Raw genomic sequence first — 22,114 nt, forward strand, 5'->3', positions numbered from 1 at the left:
GACCGCAATGAACAGGGAATGTATTTGTAAAATCAGAGACATTTACCGCAACATCGCTGCCTTTGAGGCTCTGCTTCAAAGGCAGCTGCAACTCAATATCAATGAGGCAATGCTGCTATGTGTCGTTTCTGAGCGCGAGAACATCAGCTCCGGAGAGATAGCAGAAGAGATGAATCTCACGCCATCCAACGCATCCAAGGTAATTGCTTCACTGGAAAAGAAAAGCCTCATCAAGCGAAAGACGTGCAAGGACGACAAACGTTGCATGCGTTTTTCCATCACCAAAGCTGGCAAGGAACTGCTTTCTCACTTCACATGCGACTCGCTTCAGTTGCCCGAAACACTGCAAAGCCTAACAACAAAGTAGAAGGCAGAAGGCAGAATTATTGGCTCCAACAACGCAACCGGCGCATAAGACAAAGGTAAACAACGGAACCGAGATGCAGCTTGTTGGCTGCATGCAACCTGTTTCTACTTCTATCGGCTTTTCACCTAACCCGAAATACCAGATCAACACTGTAAAACGTAGGCTTCGATATAGGAAGTTCACTTTTCACCTAACCCGAAATACCGGATCAACCCACCCATAAACGGAAATAACCTGAGCGGCCACGTCGTGATTTTCAAAGCGTTTGACGTAGTCTTGGCTGCGTCTTACTCGTTCTATTTTTTGCGTATTCATGGCCACAAGGAGTGCTCCTGCCATGCCACGCACGTCATCCGGTTTCACATAAAGGCAGTCCGGACCGCCCGCTTCCTCCAAACAACTGCCCTTGGCAGCCACAACCGGCAGGCCACTTTGTATGGCTTCGATGATTGGAATACCGAAACCTTCATAACGAGATGGGTAAACAAAGGCCTCTGCCTGACGGTAAATGGCTGGCAAAAGGGCGTTGGGAACACCCTGCAGGAAGTGGACACGCTGTGCCAAACCAAGTTCTTTGATGGCTGCATCGAGCTGTTTCTGATAGCTCGTCTGCCTTCCCACGACAACAAGATGAAGCTCCTCGGGAAGCTGTGACAGTGCACGAATGCCCAAAAGAATGTTTTTTCGTGCTTCAACCGTCCCCACATTGAGGATATAATGCGCGGGAAGGCGATACTTCCGACGGGCTTCTTCGAGGCTCTCTGGGCTGACCGGCCGACAGAAACGCGTGCCGCAACTCTGATAAACAACGTCTATACGGTCTTCAGGAAAGTCACTATAAGCTAAAATGTCGCGTCGTGTGCACGCACTGATGGCGATGATTCGCGTGGCTTCACGCAGCATTTGGCGAAATTTCCACTTGTAGAAGAACACGTCGATGGGCGGATAAAACTCGGGATGTCGCAGGAATATGAGGTCGTGCACGGTCACCACGCCCGGTATTCCGGCTTTGGAAAGTCCGCAAGGAAGCTCACCCGACAAACCATGATAGATGCGGACGCCATCACGTTTCAGGTTGTTCACCACGCCATGCATGCGCCACAGGTCGCGTTGCAGGCGGCAATGTAGCCTTGGGTGGCTGAAACTGACGTTCTCTCTCGGCAGAATCTGCCCGCGAAGTTCGTCACGTCCGGCGTCGGGTGCATAGAGTCGCAGCTCCGTGTCGGGCATCAGCGGGGCCAAATCGTTGATGAGCGTGCGTCCATAGCTGCCCAATCCCGTTGCATTTCTCGCGATGCGCTTAGCATCATAGCCGATCATCTTCTGCTTCATGGCTGTTTCTTTATTGTTGGGGCATAGTCCTTCGTGCACATTTCATAGCAAAGCCAGAACCAAAGCAGGCTCACGGGCAGTGCACGGAGGGCGTATGTCTGGATATAATCATGGCGTATGGCCTTCGGAATAAGGTCACTGTTGCCCATTCCCGACAGGATAAACACGAACACCATCAGTGCTATTGCCCAACGACCTCGCTGCCATGGCACTGCCATGTACCAGATGCAGGCTCCCAACAAGGCTATGATGTAACCGCTCGACTCGCTTCCTGTGCTGAAAAGTATCACAAACAGCAGCACAGAAGCAAGGATGGTCTCTCGGAAAGCAAGGTTCTTATACTGCGAACGGCGCAGATAAGGCAACGCAAAAAGCAACATTCCAGGCACGATGAGCCAAAGGTCGGAGTAGGTCATGCAGCCCGTTGTGCGCCGAACAAGCCCAAGCAACGAGATGTTTTGGGCAAAGGAATTGATATTCTCGGTGTTTTTTCCGATCAAACAGTCTATCCATTCCCGGTATTGACCGATGATATAATCGGGTGAACTGATGATCATCGGGGCGCAAAAGAGCACGACCGACCACACAGCGAGCCACATTATCAGCCGCACTTTGTGCTTTGAAAAGAAGAAAAAAGACAGTCCGACGATGCCATAGAGCTTGACAAAAGTGCCTAATACAATGAAAAAAGCGGCCCAACCGTCGTGTTCTTTCTCGATAAGATAGAACGAAGAGAGAATGATTGCGGCTATGGCGATATTGAATTGTTGCATGAACAAGGCCGTGAGAAGGGCCATACTGCAGAACCAATAGATGAAAACCTGACGCTGTCTCGGCAATCCTGATCGGTAAATAGCGGCATACAGCCACACTGCCAAACCCATCAACCACAGCAACATACCTGCCCATTCGGGCAAAAGTGCAAAGGGTGCGATGACCAAAGAGAAGACCGGACCGTAATGGTTCACGTCCCAATACTCGGAAGGATAGGCTTCATAGAGTGAAGTTCCGTTCATCGTGTGCCAGAAAACGCCCCGAAATATAAGGAAGTTGTTGTCGGATCGGTGGTATTTCAACATGCCCGCGAGGGCCAACAACAGCCATAGTCCCAGCAGCATGTAGCGGTTGGAGAGCATCGGATGGCCCAAAAATGCTTTGATTTTTTCTTTCATTATAGAAATAGGATACTTTGAATGCTTTATTTGTCAAACCGTTTCATAGATATTTTCCCAATGATTTTAAATGCAAATGGCTTACCGTGTGCGGCCTTTCGAAGCGGGAATGTCCTGCAAAAAAGCCGCAACACTTCGGCCAAGGCAACGGAATCGGCCATAAAATCCCTGAGAACTACGTGACAAAAGTAGTAATAAAGTTCGATAAAATCCATCGCTTTGCCCGATTATTTTATGGCCCTGCAACTATTTGGTAGGGAGAAAAGCCCGTAACTTTGCTTTTCATGTGCTATAAGTAAGCCTGAACAATGGTTTGGTTTCATTGCAATGGGCTGCTTTCCGGCGCTTATTTGCAAGAGTTAAGAAGTGTCTTTTCGGCTTAATGTATAATAAATTTAGTGTTTTATTCAAGAAAAGAATTATCTTTGTTTTGTATATTACATGCAAAAATCTACAGGACTAAAAACATAAAAACATTTTTATAATGAAAAACTTAAAGGATATTCTGCCTTGGGAAGACCGCCCTCAGGGTTGTAAAGACGTGATGTGGCGTTACAGCCAGAACCCTATTATCAATCGATATGACATTCCTACGTCGAATAGTATCTTCAATAGTGCCGTCGTTCCCTATGAAAACGGCTTCGCAGGTGTGTTCCGTTGCGACAACAAAGCCGTACAAATGAACATCTTTGCAGGCTTCAGCGACGACGGCATTCATTGGAAAATCAATGAAACGCCTATTGTCTTCGAGGCTGGGAACACGCAGATGATAGCGTCGGAATATAAATATGACCCACGCGTTACATGGATTGAAGACCGCTATTGGATTACTTGGTGCAACGGATATCACGGACCTACGATCGGTATTGGCTACACTTTCGACTTCAAAACCTTTTATCAGTGCGAGAATGCCTTCCTTCCTTTCAACCGAAACGGGGTGCTTTTCCCCGAAAAAATCAATGGCAAGTATGCCCTTTTGAGCCGCCCCAGCGACAATGGTCACACGCCGTTCGGTGATATTTACCTTAGTTTCAGTCCCGATATGAAGTATTGGGGCGAGCACAGATGCGTGATGTCGCCAACCCCTTTCCCTGAAAGTGCATGGCAATGCACCAAGATTGGAGCCGGACCTGTGCCTTTCTTGGTCGACGAAGGCTGGCTTTTGTTCTATCATGGTGTGATAACAACGTGCAATGGTTACCGTTATTCGATGGGTGCAGCCATCTTAGATAGGGCGCAACCTGACCGAGTTCTCTATCGTACACAGCCCTATCTCTTGGCTCCGAACGCCTCTTATGAGTTACAAGGTGACGTGCCTAACGTGGTGTTCCCATGTGCAGCGCTTCATGATGGCGACCGAGTTGCCGTGTATTATGGGGCAGCCGACACCGTGGTTGGATTGTCCTTTGGTTACATTCGCGAGATTGTTGACTTCATTAAACAGAACAACATCTTAGCGTAAGCCCTTGTTTTGCGGGGCAATCTATCCTGTATTATCGCACAATATGTATGCTATTTGACTAAACAATAAACCTTTTCTGCTTTTAATCTTTTTCATGATGAAGAAGTATTTCATGATTTTCTTGTGCATGGCGGGCCATTTAGGAACGCTACAAGCCGTTTGTGCACCTAAAATAGAGCCTGTAGACTTGGTAAACACCTTCATTGGCACTTCCAATTTGGGCACAACTAACCCCGGAGCCATTTGCCCTAACGGCCTGATGTCGGTCGTTCCGTTCAACGTCATGGGCTCCGATGAAAACAAATGTGACAAAGACACGCGCTGGTGGTCAACGCCCTACGAGTTTCATAACGTGTTTTTTACGGGCTATTCTCATGTGAATCTCAGTGGTGTTGGCTGTCCCGACGTCGGCTCTTTGCTGTTGATGCCCACCACAGGACAGCTTAATGTAGACTATAAAGCATATGGTAGCCACTACAAAAACGAGGTAGCTCGTCCGGGATATTACAGCAATTTCCTCGTAAAACATGGTATAAAGACCGAGGTAACGGCTACACTTCGCACGGCATGTGAGCGTTTTACGTTCCCAAAAGGGGAAAGCCATCTGTTGTTAAACCTTGGAGAAGGCCTCACAAAAGAGTCAGGTGCCATGGTAAAACAGGTGAGTCCGACCGAATACGAAGGCATGAAACTGCAAGGAGCCTTTTGTTATTATGCGCAAGCTGTGTTCCCTATCTATTTCGTTATGCGTGTAAATAAAGTGCCAGAAAGTGCAGGTTACTGGAAAAAACAGCGCGAACGGTGGGGCAAACAAGCAGAGTGGTTCCCCGATAGAGGGCAATATAAGCTCTATACGGCCTATCAAAAGGAGATGGCAGGCGATGATATCGGCGTGTATATGAACTTCAATACCGCTGAAAATGAGGTGATAGAAGTGCAGATGGGCGTGTCGTTTGTGAGCATAGCCAATGCACGTGAGAACCTGAATGCCGAGCAACAGGGCAAGAATTTCGATGCTATTGCACAGGAAGCACGCGAGAAATGGAACGCCGACCTCAAGCGTATAGAAATTGAAGGAGGTACAAAAGATCAGCAAACTATCTTTTATACCGCACTATACCACACGTTGATACACCCCAATATCCTGCAAGATGTGAACGGAGATTACCCAGCCATGGAGAGCAACAAGGTGCTGAAGCAACGCGAGGGCAACCGCTATACGGTGTTCTCGCTGTGGGATACCTATCGTAACCTGCATCAATTCATGACCCTTGTCTACCCCAATCGCCAACGAGACATGGTAAAAAGCATGCTAAGTATGTATGATGAGTGCGGTTGGTTGCCCAAATGGGAGCTCTTTGGACGTGAGACTTACACGATGGAAGGAGACCCTTCGATCCCCGTTATCGTTGATTGTTGGTTGAAAGGCCTGCGTGGTTACGACATCAACAAGGCCTACACAGCCATGAAAAAGGGTGCGATGACAGACGAAAAGAGCAACCCACTGCGCCCCGATAACAACGAATACGTGGAAAAAGGCTATATTTCGCTGCGCGATTCGTTTGATAATTCGGTGTCGCATGCGTTGGAATATTACATTGCCGACAATGCTTTGTCGCGCTTGGCGGCTGCGTTGGGACACAAAGCCGATGCAAAGCTGTTCTATAACCGGTCAATGGGCTACCGTCATTACTTCAGTAAGGAGTTCAATATGCTGCGTCCCATTCTGCCAAACGGCAAGTTTTATAGCCCGTTCAACCCGCTTCAGGGCGCCAATTGGGAACCTTCTCCGGGCTTTCATGAGGGCAATGCGTGGAATTATACATTCTATGTGCCCCACGACATCTATGGTTTAGCTAAGTTGATGGGCGGCAAAAAGCACTTCATCGAGCAGCTTCAGTCGGTGTTTGACAAAGGGAATTACGACCCAACCAACGAACCCAACATCGCTTATCCATTCCTTTTCTCTTACTTTAAGGGCGAGGAATGGCGCACACAAGAGCTCACTCACAAATTACTTCAAACCTATTTCAAGAACAGTCCCGAGGGACTTCCCGGCAATGATGACACAGGTACGATGTCAGCTTGGGCCATATTCAGCATGATGGGCTTCTATCCTGATTGTCCGGGTGAGCCGGCTTACACGCTCACCTCGCCTGTCTTCGATAAGATTACGCTGCACCTCGATGCCCAACAATGGGGCAAAGACAAGCTCGTTATAGAGACCCAGCGCAGTAATCCGAATGCCGTTCGCATCGAAAAGATGGAAGTTGGCGGCAAACCTTGGCATCAATATCGCATCAGCCACAGCGACTTGGTGAAGGCTGGTACGCTGAAATTCACCTTAAAATAATAGCAATCGTCATGGCGTAACCACAAAAAAGAGTCTCACATCGTGCAAAGTGACGCAATGAAATCATTGGTAAAAGCAGGCATAACCGTTTTATTGGCCGCGTGTTTCAGCATGGGAACGCGCGCACAAAACATCATTCCGAAGCCCCAAAGTATAGTCAAAGGTAAGGGAACGTTGGCTTTAAGTCAGTTAGAAGGTATCATGTCTAATCTCAATAAAAAAGAGATAGCCCTATTGAAAGATCACATTCCGCAGTCAATAAGCCAAGAATTAAATGCTAAAAAGAAACATTCTGTACACAAAGATAGTGGTTGTTTCTTGCAGTTGATATGCACCGGAACGGCCCAACAAGCCCAAATGGCAGCCGATAGTGTGCGTCTTCAAGGTTATGATCTTAGCATTTCCGACCATGGGGTACGGATAGAAGTGCTCACACCCATGGGACTTTTCCATGCTTTACAAACGCTTCAGCAACTCGAAGTGAATGGAACACTGCCCTATGTGCACGTCAAAGCACAGCTTCATGGGCCAGATAATTGGCTCTTTACCGACGAAATCATCGTTAACTGAAAACAAATTGCGTATGAAAAAGATAATCATGGCGTTGCTTTTTATTAGCAGTTTTCATGCAAAAGCAGCCGACACCTTATTTATTAAGCAGCCACAAGTGCCCATTCTCATAGAGCGTCATGACAATATCTTGCTGCTCATGCGACTCAATGCCACAGAAACAAAAACGTTAGACAACGTGGAACTCGACCTTGACAAGGCCTTTCCGCTCCATCAAGTGAAGGCCCTTCGCCTCTATTATGGCGGCACCGAGGCCCGACAAGACATCAAAAAGCAACGCTTTGCACCTGTGGATTATCTCACGAACTTCACACCCGGCAAGACATTACGGGCCATTCCGTCGTATGTTGTGCTAAGAAGTGAATGTAAACCTACGGCACATCACATCACATTACAAGCCAAACAGCAACTGTTTCCCGGCGTGAATTACTTCTGGATAAGCATCGAAATGCAACCCGACGCACCCATAACAACAAGGTTGAAAGCCGTACTTTCAAAGGCTGTTGCTGACGGAAAAGTGCTAACGCTTGTCAATTCGGCTCCCGATATGGGGCGAAGAATGGGCATAGGTGTGCGACATGCAGGCGATGATAGCGTTGCTGCGTATCGCATTCCGGGCCTCGTGACGACGAATAAAGGCACACTTCTCGGTGTCTATGACGTGCGTTACAACAACAGTGTGGACCTTCAAGAGCACATAGATGTGGGACTTAGCCGCAGCACTGACAAGGGAAAGACATGGGAATCCATGCGTTTGCCGTTGGCATTTGGCGAGAACGGCGGTCTTCCTGCAGCTCAAAACGGTGTCGGCGACCCTGCTATTCTGGTGGATAATGCCAACAACACCATTTGGATCGTAGCCATTTGGGCACACGGAATGGGTAATCAAAGGGCATGGTTCAGCTCACAATCGGGTATTGATAAGGCTCAAACAGCGCAGTTGGTGATGGCAAAAAGCACCGATGATGGGCGTACATGGTCGGCCCCGATCAACCTGACTGCACAGCTAAAGCACCCGGAATGGCACTTCTTCTTCCAAGGACCGGGCCGCGGAATCACCTGCAAAGACGGCACATTGGTGTTTGCCATGCAGTTTATTGACAGGGAACGCGTGCCCCATGCGGGTATCATGTACAGCAAAGACCATGGAAAAACGTGGGCCATCTCAGCGCCGGCGTGTGCCAATACCACTGAAGCACAGGTGGCAGAGCTGCCTAATGGAGAGTTGATGCTCAACATGCGGAACCAAAGTGGCGGTGGAAGAGCGGTATATACCACGCGCGATTGGGGAAAGACATGGCAGGAACATTCCTCTAATATCAAGGCCTTGCAAGAGCCCATCTGCATGGGAAGCCTCATCAGCGTGGCCGCAAAAGACAACGTTCTGAGCAGGAATATCCTACTGTTTGCCAATCCCAATGACCCGAAAGAGCGCAAAAACATCACCATTAAATTGAGTCTTGACGACGGAAAGACGTGGGAAAGCGCGCATCAAGTGCTGCTTGATGATGGCAATGGCTGGGGGTATAGCTGCCTTACGATGATAGATCGCGAAACCGTTGGCATTCTTTATGAGAGCAGTGTGGCACAGATGACATTCCAAGCCATACCACTCAAAGACTTTGTTACGGGCAAAATGAAAGACGATGACCGCAAGGCGGTTCAGCGAAATTGGTCCGGGTGTCTGACGGAATAAACCATAGAGTAAAACCATATGACTTAAACGGTTTTGCAATATGGCCCAAATTGCGCGGTAATATGGCCCATTTTACACGCTAATCTCACCCATTTTGCACGGTAATATGGCTCATTTTGCAAAACGATTGTAGGAGAGAACAAAAATAAACAAATTGAAATCAGTAACTAAATGATATTCAGTATGAAGCATAAATTATTGGGATTGATGCTCCCACTCGCCGGCATTGTAGGCTTACAAGCAGCAACTCAGCCCGCAAAGCAAGACTATACGCAATACGTAAACCCCTTTGTGGGCACGGGAGGACACGGACATGTGTTCCTCGGAGCCAACGTTCCATTCGGTCATATCCAAGCCGGACCGACGCAGAAGAAGCAAGGTTGGGACTGGTGTTCGGGCTATCATTACAGCGATTCCATTATTATTGGCTTCGGACAGATGCACCTTAGCGGCACAGGTATCGGCGACTTGGGCGACATCGCCCTGCTCCCTGTGACGCAAAACAACGAACGTGAGGTGAAGTTCTCACACAAAGCAGAATACGCAACACCGGGATATTATGCCGTAACCTTGGCCAATGGGGTGCGCGTTGAGCTTACGGCTACACTGCGAACTGCCTTTCATCGCTACACGTTTCCGGCCGATGTGAAACAGGAACAAGTAGTGATTGACCTCTCACAAGGTATCGGTTGGGACAAGATGACAGCCTGTTCGATGAGGCAAGAGGGGCGGAATACCGTCGTAGGTTCACGCTTTTCGACGGGATGGGCCAAGGACCAACGCGTGTATTTCGTGGCCGAATTCTCGCAACCCATCACACATCAGACCACAGAAGGCGACACCTTGAGCGTGTTTTCCTTTGAACCAACAGGTCAACCGCTCATGGTCAAGGTGGGCATTTCAAGTGTGAGTATCGACAATGCCCGCAAGAATTTGCAGCAAGAATCGCCCGACTGGGCCTTCAATACCGTTGTAGCCGACGCGCAAAAGGCATGGAACAAGGAGCTTGGAAAGATTGATATTCAAACCGATAATGCCAGCGATAAGCGCATATTCTATACCGGTTTGTATCACACGATGACTGCTCCTTCGGTGTTTAATGACGTGAATGGCGAGTATAGAGGGGCCGACGGGAAGACCTATCACGGCGACTTTACACCCTATACCACGTTTTCTTTGTGGGATACTTACCGTGCCGCGCACCCGCTAATGACGCTTATTCACCCCGAAAAACAGCGTGACATCGCACAGACAATGCTCCATATTGCACAACAACAAGGCCGACTTCCCGTGTGGTTCTTAGAGGGAAACGAAACCGATTGCATGGTGGGTAATCCCGGAATTCCAGTGCTTATAGACATCGCTTTGAAGGGTTTTGATGTGGATAAGCATGCAGTTTTGGAGGCAGCAAAGAAGACACAGCTCTTCGGTGACCGTGGTTTAGACTTGCTCAAGAAGTATGGTTATCTGCCTTATGACCTTGAACCGACCAACGAAACCGTGGCCAAAGGCTTGGAATATGCCTTGGCCGACGGCTGTATTGCGCGGTTAGCCAAGGCGTTAAAAGCCAAGAAAGATTATAAATACTTCCTGAAACGCAGCCAATCTTACCGTGATTACTATTTTGACAAGCAGAAAAAGTTCATGCGCGGCATTGATTCTAATGGCCGTTTCCGCGAACCTTTCGACCCTTTCAAAGTGATTCACCGTGCCGACGACTACACAGAAGGCACGGCATGGCAGTATATTTGGCTCGTTCCCCACGATGTCCACGGTCTCATTTCAGCTTTCGGTGGCGACAAACCTTTTACGAACAAGCTCGATTCGCTCTTCATTGTGCAGGGCGATATGGGTAAAGATGCCTCTCCAGACATATCGGGGTTGATTGGACAATACGCGCATGGCAACGAGCCCGGCCACCATATTATCTATCTATATGACTATGCCGGCCAGCCTTGGAAGACTGCTTTGCGTGTTCGCGAGGTGCTCAATACGATGTATCATGACAGCGTTGACGGCCTAAGCGGCAATGAAGATGTCGGTCAAATGTCTGCTTGGTACATTCTTTCTTCCTTGGGTTTCTATCAAGTTGAGCCTGCCGGAGGCCGTTATGTCTTTGGTTCTCCGCTCTTTAATGAGGCATCCATGAACGTTGGAAATGGCAAAACGTTCCGCATTATTGCGCATAACAACAGCAAAGAAAACATGTATATCCAAAGTGTTAAGCTGAATGGAAAACCCTATACCCGCTGTTATATCGACTTCAAAGACATCGTTCGTGGTGGAAAATTGGAGTTCACGATGGGCAATAAGCCTTCGACATTCGGTGTAAAACCGGCAGACAGACCCTAAAATAAACAATATATGAAACATTTAGAAGTAAAACGCTTAGATTGCCAGCAGGTGAAAGCCGCTGAAGTTCCTGCACTTTTCAAGACAGAAAAGGTTGAATATCACAAGATAGACACTGTGGATTGGGAGGCAGACTACCCCTATTGTCCGCATGTTGAATTTGCCATAGCCCACAAAGGCGATGCAATTATGATTCATTATCGGGTTGAAGAGGATAGCGTGCGTGCTGTTTCGGGCAATGATCTCGGCCCCGTGTGGGAGGATTCTTGCTGCGAATTCTTTGTGAGTCCCGATGCTGAAGGGGGCTATTACAACCTTGAAGCCAACTGTATCGGTACGGTTTTGCTCTGCAATGGACAGAGCCGGGAGGGCAGAACGCCCGCACCTGTCGCACTATTCGGCCGGATTGACCGCTGGGCCTCACTCGGAAGAACGCCTTTCGACACGAAGAATGGCGCACAGGCATGGGAACTTTCGTTGGTAGTCCCTGTGTCTTCGTTCTTCCGTCATCATATCGTTGACTTGTCAGGACTACAGATGCGTGCCAATTTTTATAAATGTGGCGATAAGACTTCACGTCCCCACTTCCTCTCATGGAACCCTATTGACGTGCCATCTCCCGACTTTCATCGTCCCGACTTCTTTGGTCAGCTTGCTTTCTTGTAGCCGTTGGCATTGGGAAACGAAGACGAGCTTGCAACTTCGCCCGCATTACGGGTCGAAATAACCGCTATTGCGCGGGAGAATGGGCATATGTACCTTCAATCCACCTTGAGCGGACGCACGACTCGTGCGTCCCTACATCGCTCTCTCAACCTTATTAAACATCAACTTCAGTTTAATTATCAGGTTTAAAGTTATTGTTTTCAAGAAACTTTCATTCAATAATAAAACAAAAAGTTTCCAAAAAGAGAAATTCATGTGATGAAATATCTCTCGAATGATTTCCTTTTATGAAAATAAAACCTTAAATTTGCAACTTGAAAATCATGTTTTAAAAGCAGATGGAAGACAATAAAACCTATTCTTTTGAGGAGGCATTCCAAGCCTCTTTGAAGTATTTCGGCGGTGACGAACTGGCCGCTCGCGTCTGGGTCAACAAGTATGCAATGAAAGATAGCTTCGGTAACATCTATGAACAATCTCCCGAAGCCATGCATTGGCGTATTGCTAACGAGCTTGCACGCATAGAACAGAAGTACAAGAACCCGATGTCGGCGCAAGAAATATTCGATTTACTGGACCATTTCCGCTATATCGTGCCGGCAGGAAGCCCGATGACGGGTATCGGAAACAGACAACAGGTGGCCAGTTTGAGCAATTGTTTCGTGATAGGTCTTGAAGGTGAGGCCGATAGTTACGGTGCCATCATGCGCATTGACGAGGAACAAGTGCAGCTGATGAAGCGTCGTGGTGGTGTAGGACACGACTTAAGCCACATTCGTCCCAAGGGAAGTCCGGTGAATAATTCGGCATTGACCTCGACAGGATTGGTGCCTTTCATGGAGCGTTACAGTAATTCTACGCGCGAAGTGGCACAGGATGGTCGCCGTGGGGCATTGATGTTGTCGGTCAGTATCAAGCATCCTGACAGCGAAGCCTTCATCGATGCCAAGATGGAAGAGGGCAAAGTGACAGGCGCAAACGTGTCGGTGAAGCTCGATGATGCGTTCATGAAGGCTGCCATTTCGGATAAGAATTACGTGCAACAGTGGCCGATTGATGCCGCAGAACCCAAGGTAACGAAAGAGATTTCAGCCCGGAAACTGTGGGAAAAAATCGTGCATAACGCGTGGAAGAGTGCTGAACCGGGTGTCCTTTTCTGGGATACAATCCTCAGAGAAAGCATTCCCGACTGCTATGCCGACTTTGGTTTCCGCACCGTAAGCACCAATCCTTGTGGCGAAATTCCATTGTGTCCCTATGATTCTTGCCGTTTATTAAGCATCAATCTTTTTAGTTATGTGGAGCAACCTTTCACGAAAGAGGCCCATTTCAACTTCGAGAAGTTCGAGAAGCACGTTCGTTTTGCCCAACGAATCATGGACGATATCGTTGATTTGGAGATGGAAAAGATTGACTTGATCATGGAGAAAATCCAAGTAGACCCTGAGAATAAGGAGGTGAAAGAAGCCGAATACCACCTTTGGGAGAAGATAAAACGCAAGAGTGGCATGGGCCGTCGCACCGGAGTAGGCATCACTGCAGAGGGTGATATGCTGGCCGCTCTGGGCCTTTGTTATGGAACTCAGGAGGCAACCGACTTCTCGGTGTCTGTCCATAAGACCTTGGCACTGAATGCCTATCGCTCATCTGTGATGATGGCCAAGGAGCGTGGAGCGTTCGAAATCTATGATGCCAAGCGTGAGGCCGGCAATCCTTTCGTTCAAAGGATAAAGGAAGCCGACCCCGAACTCTTTGCCGATATGCAGCAATATGGCCGCCGCAACATCGCTTGTCTGACCATTGCGCCGACCGGAACAACCTCTCTGATGACCCAAACCACCAGCGGTATCGAGCCCGTATTCATGCCCGTGTATAAGCGTCGCCGCAAGGTGAATCCCAATGATACCGATGTTCACGTGGACTTTGTGGACGAAGTGGGCGACAGTTTCGAGGAGTATATCGTCTATCACCGCAGGTTCTTGCAATGGATGCAGGTGAACGGGTATGACACGGAGAAGCGTTATACGCAGGAAGAGATTGACGCACTCGTGGCCAAGTCACCTTATTATAAAGCTACGGCCAATGATGTGGACTGGCTGATGAAGGTGAAAATGCAGGGAGCCATTCAGAAATGGGTGGACCACAGCATCTCCGTGACGGTCAATCTGCCCAACGATGTGGACGAAGCCTTGGTGAATCGGCTCTATGTTGAGGCGTGGAAGAGCGGTTGTAAGGGCTGTACCATTTATCGAGACGGCAGCCGTGCGGGCGTGATGATATCCGTATCGAAGAAAGACAAGAAGAAAGGAAGCCACGCAGAAGGGGCAGAAGTGCAGGAAGATGAACCGAAAGAACCGCTTTGCAAACAGCCCGAAGTAACGGAAGTTCGCCCGAAAGAGTTGGAATGCGACGTTGTTCGGTTCCAGAACAACAAGGAGAAATGGGTGGCATTCGTAGGTCTGCTCAATGGTTATCCCTACGAAATCTTCACTGGTTTGCAGGATGATGAAGAGGGAATCGTGTTGCCGAAGAACATCACGAAAGGCAAAATCATCAAGTCGACCCTTGAAGATGGCTCGCATCGCTATGACTTCCAGTTTGAGAACAAGCGGGGTTACAAGACCACCGTCGAAGGACTGAGTGAGAAATTCAACCCGGAATATTGGAATTATGCCAAGCTGATATCTGGCGTTCTGCGCTACCGCATGCCAATAGACCACGTGATGAAGCTCGTTAGTTCGCTTCAATTGAAAGACGAAAGCATCAATACGTGGAAGAACGGTGTGGAGCGTGCGTTGAAAAAATATATTGTCGACGGCACGAAAGCCAAGGGACAGAAGTGTCCGGTCTGCGGACATGAAACGCTCATCTATCAAGAAGGCTGTCTCATCTGTACCAGCTGTGGTGCCAGTCGGTGCGGTTAAAACCATCTTTATAATGCTTATGCAATGAAAATCAAAAACAGTTGTATCTTTCTTAACGGCCTGCGGTTTCATGCCTTCCATGGTGTGATGCCGCAGGAACGTTTAACCGGTAATGATTATCGGGTGGATTTGAAGATCGATTTTCCTTTGGAGACAGCGGTAGGTTCTGACAATGTGGACGACACATTGAATTATGCGACTGTCTATACAGCCGTAAAAGAAGAGATGGACGTACCGAGTCAACTCATAGAACGGGTTGCTTATCGTATCGCCGACCGCCTTTTTCGGACGTTCAAAGCCATAAACGAAGTTGAAATAAAGGTAGAAAAGTGCAATCCCCCCATGGGTGCCGACTGCGAAGGTGCAGGAGTTAAGCTTCATTTAATAAATGATAAAACAGAATAATAGCGTTGGGTTTTCGAGCTTTTTTCACTAATTTTGCCTGCAATATGCTTGTGTATGAGTAGAAAGAGAGTATTCTTCCTGATGACAATGTTGCTGTTTGCTGTTACCATTGTAGCCGCAAACCGTCGTTTTACACTTGTCATCGATGCCGGGCACGGCGGTGGAGACCATGGAGCTCCCGGTGCTTACTCGCACGAGAAAGACCTCACTTTGAAATATGCGCTTGCGTTTGGCCGCTATATTGAGACTAATTGCCCCGATGTCCGCGTGATTTATACACGCAAGACCGATGTTTTTGTTACCTTGGCTGGGCGCGCGGACATTGCCAACAAAGCCGGGGCCGACCTCTTTATGTCGTTTCATATCAATGCCGTCACAGGTTCCAAGTCGGTCCGTGGCTTTCAGAGTTGGACATTAGGACGTGGCGAGCATTCTGGCGATAAGGGTATCAAGGCCAATCTTGACGTTGCAAAGCGCGAGAATTCCGTGATGTTCTTAGAGAAGGATTACAAGACTGTTTACAAGGGTTTTGATACCAATTCGGCAGAGAGCAACATCATGTATGAGTTTATTGCTGACAAGAACAGAGAGAAAAGCGTAGAACTCTCCCGTTTGTTGCAGCAATATGTCTGTGCTTCCACGGGACGAATCAATGCAGGCTCCCACCAGAACAACCTTGCTGTTCTTCGTTTGACATCAATGCCGGGCTGTTTGTTGGAGTTAGGCTTCATTTCCACACCCGACGAAGAGGACTTTCTGAACGATGATGCCTCGGTTCAATTGTATGTGCAGGGCATTTTCGAGGCCTTTATGAAATACCGTCAGCACTACGATAACGACATCAATGTGCCTTATAAACCGATAAAGGAAGCCCCAGTGATACCACAAGTTGTGCCACTTGATTATAAGAACATCGCTCCTGAGGCTCCTGCAAGTCGCAAGCCACGTAAAAAGGTGGAACAAAAGTCGCCGGAAACAAATGCCACGACTCGAAAAACAGAACCGGACCAACCGGTAGCGAGTCCTCAAGTGGCTAATAAGGCAGAGGCAGAAAAGCCTGTGTTTAAGATACAGCTATTGGTAAGCTCAAGTATCTTGAAAGCTGATGACGTGCGATTTAAGGGACTCACGGGGATAGATTCCTATCGTGAGGGGGCAAACAACAAATATACTTATGGTGCATCAACCAATTATAATGAGATATATCGGCTACGCAAGCAGATTCTCGATAAATTCCCGGATGCCTTTATCGTTGCATTCAAGAATGGAAACAAGATGGACATCAATGCAGCCATCAAGGAATTTAAAGCCAACAGATAGGTATTTCAAATCAAACAGACAGAAAGATAAGGTTAAAATATGAAGATTACAAAGGAAATCAAGATTGCACTTGTTGCCATCGTGGGCATTCTCGTGCTGTTTTTCGGACTCAATTTTCTCAAGGGAATGTCGCTATTCTCCAGCGACAATATTTATTATGTGTCGTTCAAGGACATCAGCGGGCTCTCTTCCTCCAATCCGATTTATGCCGATGGCTATAAGGTGGGCGTGGTAAAGAGCATACAATACGACTACAAGCATGGCAAGGAAATTCTTGTTCAGATAGATGTCGACAATAACCTCCGCATTCCGAAAGGTAGTTCTGCTGAGATTGAAAGCGACTTGATGGGGAACGTAAAGCTGAACCTGCTTCTTGCCAACAATCCACGCGAGCGTGTGAATCCCGGTGAGACCATTGTAGGAGAGAAGAATGGCGGAATGCTCGGACAGGTTTCGAAACTTGTCCCTACGATTGAAAAGATGTTGCCAAAGCTCGACAGTATATTGGCAAGTGTGAATGGATTGTTGGCGGACCCCGCCTTGGCGAACTCGCTACATCATATAGAGGGCATCACCGACAATCTTCATACAACATCGCAACAATTGAACGTTTTGATGGGTGGGCTCAACAAAGACATCCCCAATCTGCTCCATAAGGCAGACGGTGTTCTGACAAATACCAACAAGCTTACAAGCAATCTTGCACAGGTTGATGTGGCAAATACAATGGCGCAAGTGGACCAAACAATAGCCCATCTCAAGGACTTTACAAGGCAACTTAATAGCCGAGAAGGAACTTTGGGCATGCTGTTGCACGACCCAACGTTATATAACAACATGAATAAAACCATGCGTAATGCAGACTCTTTGCTGATAAATGTGCGTGAACATCCTAAACGCTACGTCCATTTCTCGGTCTTCGGAAGAAAAGATAAGTAGCTTTTGCACTAATTAAATATCATCTAAATTATATTTCTCATGTTTCACGGCTTTTGGTAATATCCAATAGCCGTTTAACTTAGATATTCTTAAGCTGAAAGACCTGTGTTTCACAGATTTTCCTAAATTATCTTTACAAACCTCTTAATATTCTTTGAGTCAGAATATTACAATTATACAAGTGTAGAAGTTTATAAATAAGGTTCTTTCGAGGTAAATAAGGTTATATAAACAAGTTACGTTTTCTATTGAAAAAAATAGGAAACAACGATTTGTAAGTTTGACTTTCTTTTATTAAATTTGCAGTTGCGAAATTGCAGAAAGTCGAAAGACATATAACAATTATACATATGAAAAGTAAATGAAAATAAGTCCTAACAACTGTTGGGGCGACGCGCTTGCGCTCATTAAGCAGAACGTGACGCCACAGCAATTTAATACATGGTTCAAACCTATTGCCTTTGAGCATTTTGACAAAGCAAGGAAGACGATTTTGGTTCAAGTACCCAGTCCGTTTGTGTATGAGTATTTGGAGGAGAACTTTTTAGGCTTACTCAAACAGGTGCTTTATCGTACTTTTGGTGAAGGCATTCAGCTCACTTACCGCGTCGTGACAGACAAGGAGCACAAGCTGACGCAAGACATCGAAGCCGACCCCGGCGACATTGGACCACGAAAGGCACGTAATGGTGCCAACCATTCTCCGTCACCGATGGATATCGATCGGTCATTTGAAATCGATGCGCAGTTGGATTCGCATCTTACATTCAGAAATTATATTGAGGGAACGAGCAATAAGCTGGCTCGTAGCTTGGGACTTTCTGTAGCGGAGCATCCCTCGCAGCCGCAATTCAACCCCATGTTCATCTACGGTCCGTCAGGTTGCGGGAAGACGCATCTCATCAATGCAATCGGCGTCAGGTGCAAACAGCTATATCCGGAGAAAAGAGTGCTGTATATCAGTGCCCGTCTCTTCCAAACACAGTTTGTCGATGCCAATTTTCATGGGGCAATCAATGATTTTATCAGATTCTATCAGACGATTGACATGCTGATCGTCGATGATATCCAAGAATGGATAAATGCAACGAAGACACAAGACACATTCTTTCATATATTCAATCACCTCTTCCGAAACGGGAAACGAATTATCCTTGCCAGCGATCGTCCGCCGGTTGACCTGCAAGGAATGAACGAACGCCTGCTAACGCGTTTCGCTTGTGGGCTCATAGCCGAGTTGGAAAAACCGGACGTGAAATTATGTACCGACATCCTTAAGAGCAAAATACAACGCGATGGGCTGCACATACCCGACGAAGTCGTTCGCTTCATCTCCTCCACGGCGAACGGAAGTGTGCGTGATTTGGAGGGGGTTGTCAACTCATTATTGGCTTACAGCGTTGTCTACAACAGTGATATCGACATGCATTTGGCCGAAAGGGTCGTAAAACGTGCTGTGAAGATGGATAACCATCCACTGACAGTTGATGATATCCTCGATACTGTTTGCAACCATTTCAATGTCACTGTCACAGCCGTGAACAGCAAAAGCCGCAAGCGTGACCTTGTGATAGCCCGTCAAGTGTCAATGTATCTTGCTCAGAAATATACAAAGATGCCTGCAGCCCGAATAGGAAGACTTGTCGGTAACCGCGACCATTCGACAGTGATTCACAGTTGTTCTCAAATAGAAAATCGGATGAAAGTGGATACGGCTTTCAAAGACGAGATAGATTCCATAGAGATTTCCTTCAAGTTAAAAGCTTGATGTGTCATTGCCGGTCAAAGAAACTTAGTTGATATCAAGTTGACGAATTATCAAAGAAATGTTTTCACTCGCGGAAGACGGTCGCTCTGTCGGCCCTTTTAACTTCTCTCCCACGCGCGAAAGGTCCATTCACTGATTTTCCCTTTCGTCATCCATGGAGGAAAGGAGTTAATTGTTAAGAAAAGTATTTTCCCCCATGGAGGACAATTGTTTATTTATAGTTTATTAACTTCCTCCATGGAGGAAAGAGTTTTCTGTTAATTTTTCCTTTTTCCTCCATGGAGGAAAACCATTCTCTTAAGTTTCATTAACTTCACCCATGGAGGAAAGGTTTATTCGTTGCCTCTTCCTTTCTTCTCCCCAAGGCGAAGAACGTTTCTTTTCATTTTCCATCCATCACCCCACGATGAAGAATGTTTTCTTTCTCACATGCTTTCAACCTCACTGTTTTCTCACGATTTCGAGCTCTCCTTCTTTGAAAGGGACCGGGGAGGCTTCCCCTCTTATATAATCTGTTGCACCTCTTTCAGGTCGTCAATCACCTTGAGATTGTCCATGATGGCTCGCACTTCGTCGCGGTCGTGCACGCGAACTTCGATGTTTCCATAAAAAATTCCTTCGTCACTGGTGATGGTTATGCGGTGGATATTGATGTTCATCTTGTCGGAAATCACGTCGGCAAGGTCGTGGAGCATGCCTTTTCTGTCGATTCCCTTGATTTCGATTATCGCGTCAAAGAACAACTGTTTGTGCATGTTCCATTTGGCATCGAGAATCCGGTTGCCGTAGCTCGACTTTAAACGACTTGCAACCGGACAGGCACGTTTATGGATTTCGATGTGGTTCTGATTGTCGATGTAGCCCAGAATATCGTCACCCAGAATAGGATGACAGCAGCCGGGGAAGATGTAGGCACCGATGGTTTCCTCGCCGATGACGACAGGTTGCCGCTTGTTGAAGTTTTTTTCAGCCGTGAAGAGCGTTTGGCCGGAGGTCTTGTCCGCTTCAGAAGGGCTGGATTTCTTGTCGTGGAGGAAAGGAACATAGCGTCGCCATCCCGACGATGTCGCCTCTTTCTGGTGCTTGCCAAGCAGTGCATCAAGGTCATTGTCGCCGAGAATGATGGTCCTGTCGCCAATGGATTGAAAGAGATTCTCATGTTTCTGAACGTGATGAATGTCGCAAAGTTTGTCGAGAACCGATGAAGACATCTCCATCATATTGTGCTTGAGCCATGCCGTGAGTAGCTCTTCTCCAGCCTTTTGCAGCTCACGATCGTCGCGACGGAGAATGGCTTGGATCTTCGCCCGCGCCTTTGCCGTGGACACAAAGTTGATCCATGAGGGCTGAACATGCTGTGCCTTGCTGGTCAATATCTCTACTTGGTCGCCGCTGCTCAGCTTGTGGCTCAGCGGGACGAGCTTGTGATTGACTTTCGCCCCGATGCAATGACTGCCGAGAAACGTGTGGATTTGAAAGGCAAAGTCGAGGGCCGTGCAACCTGCCGGCATTGTTTTTATCTCGCCTTTCGGGGTGAACACGAAGATTTCTGAAGCGAAAAGATTGAGCTTGATGCTGTCGAGAAAGTCCATGGCATCGGGCTGTGGGTCGTCAAGAATCTCCTTGATGGTGGCCAACCAATCGTTGAGTTCGCCCTCGTCTTCGCTATATTCGCCGCCTTCCTTATATTTCCAGTGGGCCGCAAAGCCCTGTTCGGCCACCTCGTTCATGCGGTCTGAGCGTATCTGGACCTCTATCCAGCGTCCTTGTTTGCTCATCAGTGTGACGTGAAGTGCCTGATATCCGTTGGCTTTCGGGTGGTTCAACCAGTCGCGAAGTCGGTCGGGATGGCTCTTATAAATGCGGCTTAAGGCTACGTATATGTTGAAACATTCGTTGATTTCTTGGTCTCTCTCCTTCGGAACAAAGATGATTCTGACGGCCAATATGTCGTAGATCTCCTCGAAGGTCACGTGCTTGTTCTGCATCTTATTCCAAATGGAGTAAGGGCTTTTCACGCGCGCTTTGATCTGATATTGAATGCCCATGCGGTCGAGTGCCTCGCGAATGGGTCCCGTAAAGCTGGCAAACAGCTCGTCACGCTTCTCTTGTGTGAGGGCCAATTTGCTTTTGATGGCGGCGTATTCTTCGGGATGTTCATACCTGAAACTCAGGTCTTCGAGTTCCGTTTTGATTTTGTTTAGGCCCAATCGGTTGGCCAATGGTGCATAGATATAGAGCGTTTCGCCGGCTATTTTGTACTGCTTGTTGGCCGGTTGTGAGGCCAATGTGCGCATATTATGCAGGCGGTCGCATATCTTGATGAGGATAACTCGAATGTCATCGCTCATGGTCAGCAGCAGTTTCTTGAAGTTTTCAGCCTGCGCCGAAGCCCGTTCTCCGAAGATGCCTCCGCTGATTTTGGTCAGTCCGTCTACGATTTGGGCAATTTTCGGGCCGAAGATATTCTCGATATCCTCAACGGTATAGTCGGTGTCTTCCACGACATCATGGAGCAGAGCAGAGCAGATGCTGGTCGAACCGAGTCCCATTTCTTCGCAAGCAATCTGTGCCACGGCGATGGGGTGCATGATATAGGGCTCTCCCGAGAGCCTTCTGACACCTTTATGTGCCTGTCGTGCAAAGTTGAAAGCCTTAGTGATGATGTCCACTTTCTTGCGGTGGCGCGATGCAAGATAGGTGTCCAACAGGTGCTGAAAGGCATCTGTTATCAGCTTGTCTTCGGCAGTTTCACGGGCTGCATCCTTCATCTCGCGCTCGTCCATCT

The 22,114-nt window shown here is 47.7% G+C and carries 15 protein-coding genes; 12 read left to right on the forward strand and 3 right to left on the reverse strand.

Annotation, left to right across the window (positions count from 1 at the left end):
* Nucleotides 1-7: 7 nt before the first annotated feature.
* Nucleotides 8-367, forward strand: a complete 360-nt coding sequence (locus H164_RS0100610) for a MarR family transcriptional regulator (protein ID WP_019966831.1) — start codon at nucleotides 8-10, stop codon at nucleotides 365-367.
* 186 nt (nucleotides 368-553) lie between these two features.
* On the opposite strand, the gene H164_RS0100615 is transcribed toward H164_RS0100610, so the two are convergent.
* Both H164_RS0100615 and H164_RS0100620 read right to left on the reverse strand, forming a co-directional pair.
* Complete coding sequence (locus H164_RS0100615; protein WP_019966832.1) at nucleotides 554-1,699, reverse strand: glycosyltransferase family 4 protein; 1,146 nt, start codon at nucleotides 1,697-1,699, stop codon at nucleotides 554-556.
* Nucleotides 1,696-2,871 carry a glycosyltransferase family 87 protein gene (locus H164_RS0100620; protein WP_019966833.1) on the reverse strand — a complete coding sequence of 392 codons (1,176 nt, stop codon included), beginning with the start codon at nucleotides 2,869-2,871 and terminating at the stop codon, nucleotides 1,696-1,698. Before H164_RS0100620 ends, H164_RS0100615 begins: the two co-directional genes overlap by 4 nt.
* Before the next feature lie 484 nt (nucleotides 2,872-3,355).
* Here H164_RS0100620 and H164_RS0100630 point away from each other — a divergent pair, with 484 nt between their 5' ends.
* The 11 genes from H164_RS0100630 (at nucleotide 3,356) to dnaA (ending at nucleotide 19,326) form a co-directional block, all read left to right on the forward strand.
* A complete protein-coding gene (locus H164_RS0100630) occupies nucleotides 3,356-4,333 on the forward strand; it encodes a glycoside hydrolase family 130 protein (RefSeq protein ID WP_019966835.1) in 978 nt (325 codons plus the stop codon).
* Nucleotides 4,334-4,430: 97 nt separating this feature from the next.
* A complete protein-coding gene (locus H164_RS0100635) occupies nucleotides 4,431-6,686 on the forward strand; it encodes a GH92 family glycosyl hydrolase (protein WP_025830192.1) in 2,256 nt (751 codons plus the stop codon).
* 57 nt (nucleotides 6,687-6,743) lie between these two features.
* A complete protein-coding gene (locus H164_RS0100640; protein WP_036873023.1) occupies nucleotides 6,744-7,256 on the forward strand; it encodes a glycoside hydrolase family 20 zincin-like fold domain-containing protein in 513 nt (170 codons plus the stop codon).
* A 13-nt stretch (nucleotides 7,257-7,269) separates the two neighbouring features.
* Nucleotides 7,270-8,952, forward strand: coding sequence for a sialidase family protein (locus tag H164_RS0100645; protein WP_019966838.1), 1,683 nt, complete (start codon nucleotides 7,270-7,272; stop codon nucleotides 8,950-8,952).
* Nucleotides 8,953-9,123: 171 nt separating this feature from the next.
* Nucleotides 9,124-11,304, forward strand: a complete 2,181-nt coding sequence (locus H164_RS0100650) for a GH92 family glycosyl hydrolase (RefSeq protein WP_019966839.1) — start codon at nucleotides 9,124-9,126, stop codon at nucleotides 11,302-11,304.
* A 12-nt stretch (nucleotides 11,305-11,316) separates the two neighbouring features.
* The gene (locus H164_RS0100655) at nucleotides 11,317-11,970 is read left to right on the forward strand and encodes a carbohydrate-binding family 9-like protein (RefSeq protein WP_025830190.1); all 654 of its coding nucleotides are present in this window, start codon (nucleotides 11,317-11,319) and stop codon (nucleotides 11,968-11,970) included.
* A 338-nt stretch (nucleotides 11,971-12,308) separates the two neighbouring features.
* Nucleotides 12,309-14,894 carry an adenosylcobalamin-dependent ribonucleoside-diphosphate reductase gene (locus H164_RS0100665; RefSeq protein WP_019966842.1) on the forward strand — a complete coding sequence of 862 codons (2,586 nt, stop codon included), beginning with the start codon at nucleotides 12,309-12,311 and terminating at the stop codon, nucleotides 14,892-14,894.
* 24 nt (nucleotides 14,895-14,918) lie between these two features.
* Nucleotides 14,919-15,299: a dihydroneopterin aldolase gene (folB, locus tag H164_RS0100670; RefSeq protein WP_019966843.1), complete on the forward strand. Its 381-nt coding sequence runs from the start codon at nucleotides 14,919-14,921 to the stop codon at nucleotides 15,297-15,299.
* A 54-nt stretch (nucleotides 15,300-15,353) separates the two neighbouring features.
* Nucleotides 15,354-16,619, forward strand: a complete 1,266-nt coding sequence (locus H164_RS0100675; protein WP_019966844.1) for an N-acetylmuramoyl-L-alanine amidase family protein — start codon at nucleotides 15,354-15,356, stop codon at nucleotides 16,617-16,619.
* Between the two features lie 39 nt (nucleotides 16,620-16,658).
* Nucleotides 16,659-17,558 (forward strand): MlaD family protein, encoded by a 900-nt coding sequence (locus H164_RS0100680; RefSeq protein WP_019966845.1) that lies wholly within the window; start codon nucleotides 16,659-16,661, stop codon nucleotides 17,556-17,558.
* 361 nt (nucleotides 17,559-17,919) lie between these two features.
* Nucleotides 17,920-19,326 (forward strand): chromosomal replication initiator protein DnaA, encoded by a 1,407-nt coding sequence (gene dnaA / locus H164_RS0100685; protein WP_019966846.1) that lies wholly within the window; start codon nucleotides 17,920-17,922, stop codon nucleotides 19,324-19,326.
* A 503-nt stretch (nucleotides 19,327-19,829) separates the two neighbouring features.
* Here dnaA and H164_RS0100690 read toward each other — a convergent pair.
* A complete protein-coding gene (locus H164_RS0100690; protein WP_019966847.1) occupies nucleotides 19,830-22,112 on the reverse strand; it encodes a RelA/SpoT family protein in 2,283 nt (760 codons plus the stop codon).
* Between the last annotated feature and the right edge of the window lie 2 nt (nucleotides 22,113-22,114).

The sequence above is a fragment of the Segatella maculosa DSM 19339 = JCM 15638 genome (genome assembly GCF_000382385.1).
Taxonomy (GTDB): Bacteria; Bacteroidota; Bacteroidia; order Bacteroidales; family Bacteroidaceae; genus Prevotella; species Prevotella maculosa.

Bases quoted from the DNA above. Each gene is read 5' to 3' on its own strand.
- H164_RS0100645 (WP_019966838.1), top strand. From the start codon at position 7,270: ATGAAAAAGATAATCATGGCGTTGCTTTTTATTAGCAGTTTTCATGCA.
- H164_RS0100675 (WP_019966844.1), top strand. From the start codon at position 15,354: ATGAGTAGAAAGAGAGTATTCTTCCTGATGACAATGTTGCTGTTTGCT.
- H164_RS0100665 (WP_019966842.1), top strand. From the start codon at position 12,309: ATGGAAGACAATAAAACCTATTCTTTTGAGGAGGCATTCCAAGCCTCT.
- H164_RS0100655 (WP_025830190.1), top strand. From the start codon at position 11,317: ATGAAACATTTAGAAGTAAAACGCTTAGATTGCCAGCAGGTGAAAGCC.
- H164_RS0100610 (WP_019966831.1), top strand. From the start codon at position 8: ATGAACAGGGAATGTATTTGTAAAATCAGAGACATTTACCGCAACATC.
- H164_RS0100640 (WP_036873023.1), top strand. From the start codon at position 6,744: ATGAAATCATTGGTAAAAGCAGGCATAACCGTTTTATTGGCCGCGTGT.
- H164_RS0100630 (WP_019966835.1), top strand. From the start codon at position 3,356: ATGAAAAACTTAAAGGATATTCTGCCTTGGGAAGACCGCCCTCAGGGT.
- H164_RS0100690 (WP_019966847.1), bottom strand. From the start codon at position 22,112: ATGGACGAGCGCGAGATGAAGGATGCAGCCCGTGAAACTGCCGAAGAC.
- folB (WP_019966843.1), top strand. From the start codon at position 14,919: ATGAAAATCAAAAACAGTTGTATCTTTCTTAACGGCCTGCGGTTTCAT.
- H164_RS0100620 (WP_019966833.1), bottom strand. From the start codon at position 2,871: ATGAAAGAAAAAATCAAAGCATTTTTGGGCCATCCGATGCTCTCCAAC.
- dnaA (WP_019966846.1), top strand. From the start codon at position 17,920: ATGAAAATAAGTCCTAACAACTGTTGGGGCGACGCGCTTGCGCTCATT.
- H164_RS0100635 (WP_025830192.1), top strand. From the start codon at position 4,431: ATGAAGAAGTATTTCATGATTTTCTTGTGCATGGCGGGCCATTTAGGA.
- H164_RS0100680 (WP_019966845.1), top strand. From the start codon at position 16,659: ATGAAGATTACAAAGGAAATCAAGATTGCACTTGTTGCCATCGTGGGC.
- H164_RS0100650 (WP_019966839.1), top strand. From the start codon at position 9,124: ATGATATTCAGTATGAAGCATAAATTATTGGGATTGATGCTCCCACTC.
- H164_RS0100615 (WP_019966832.1), bottom strand. From the start codon at position 1,699: ATGAAGCAGAAGATGATCGGCTATGATGCTAAGCGCATCGCGAGAAAT.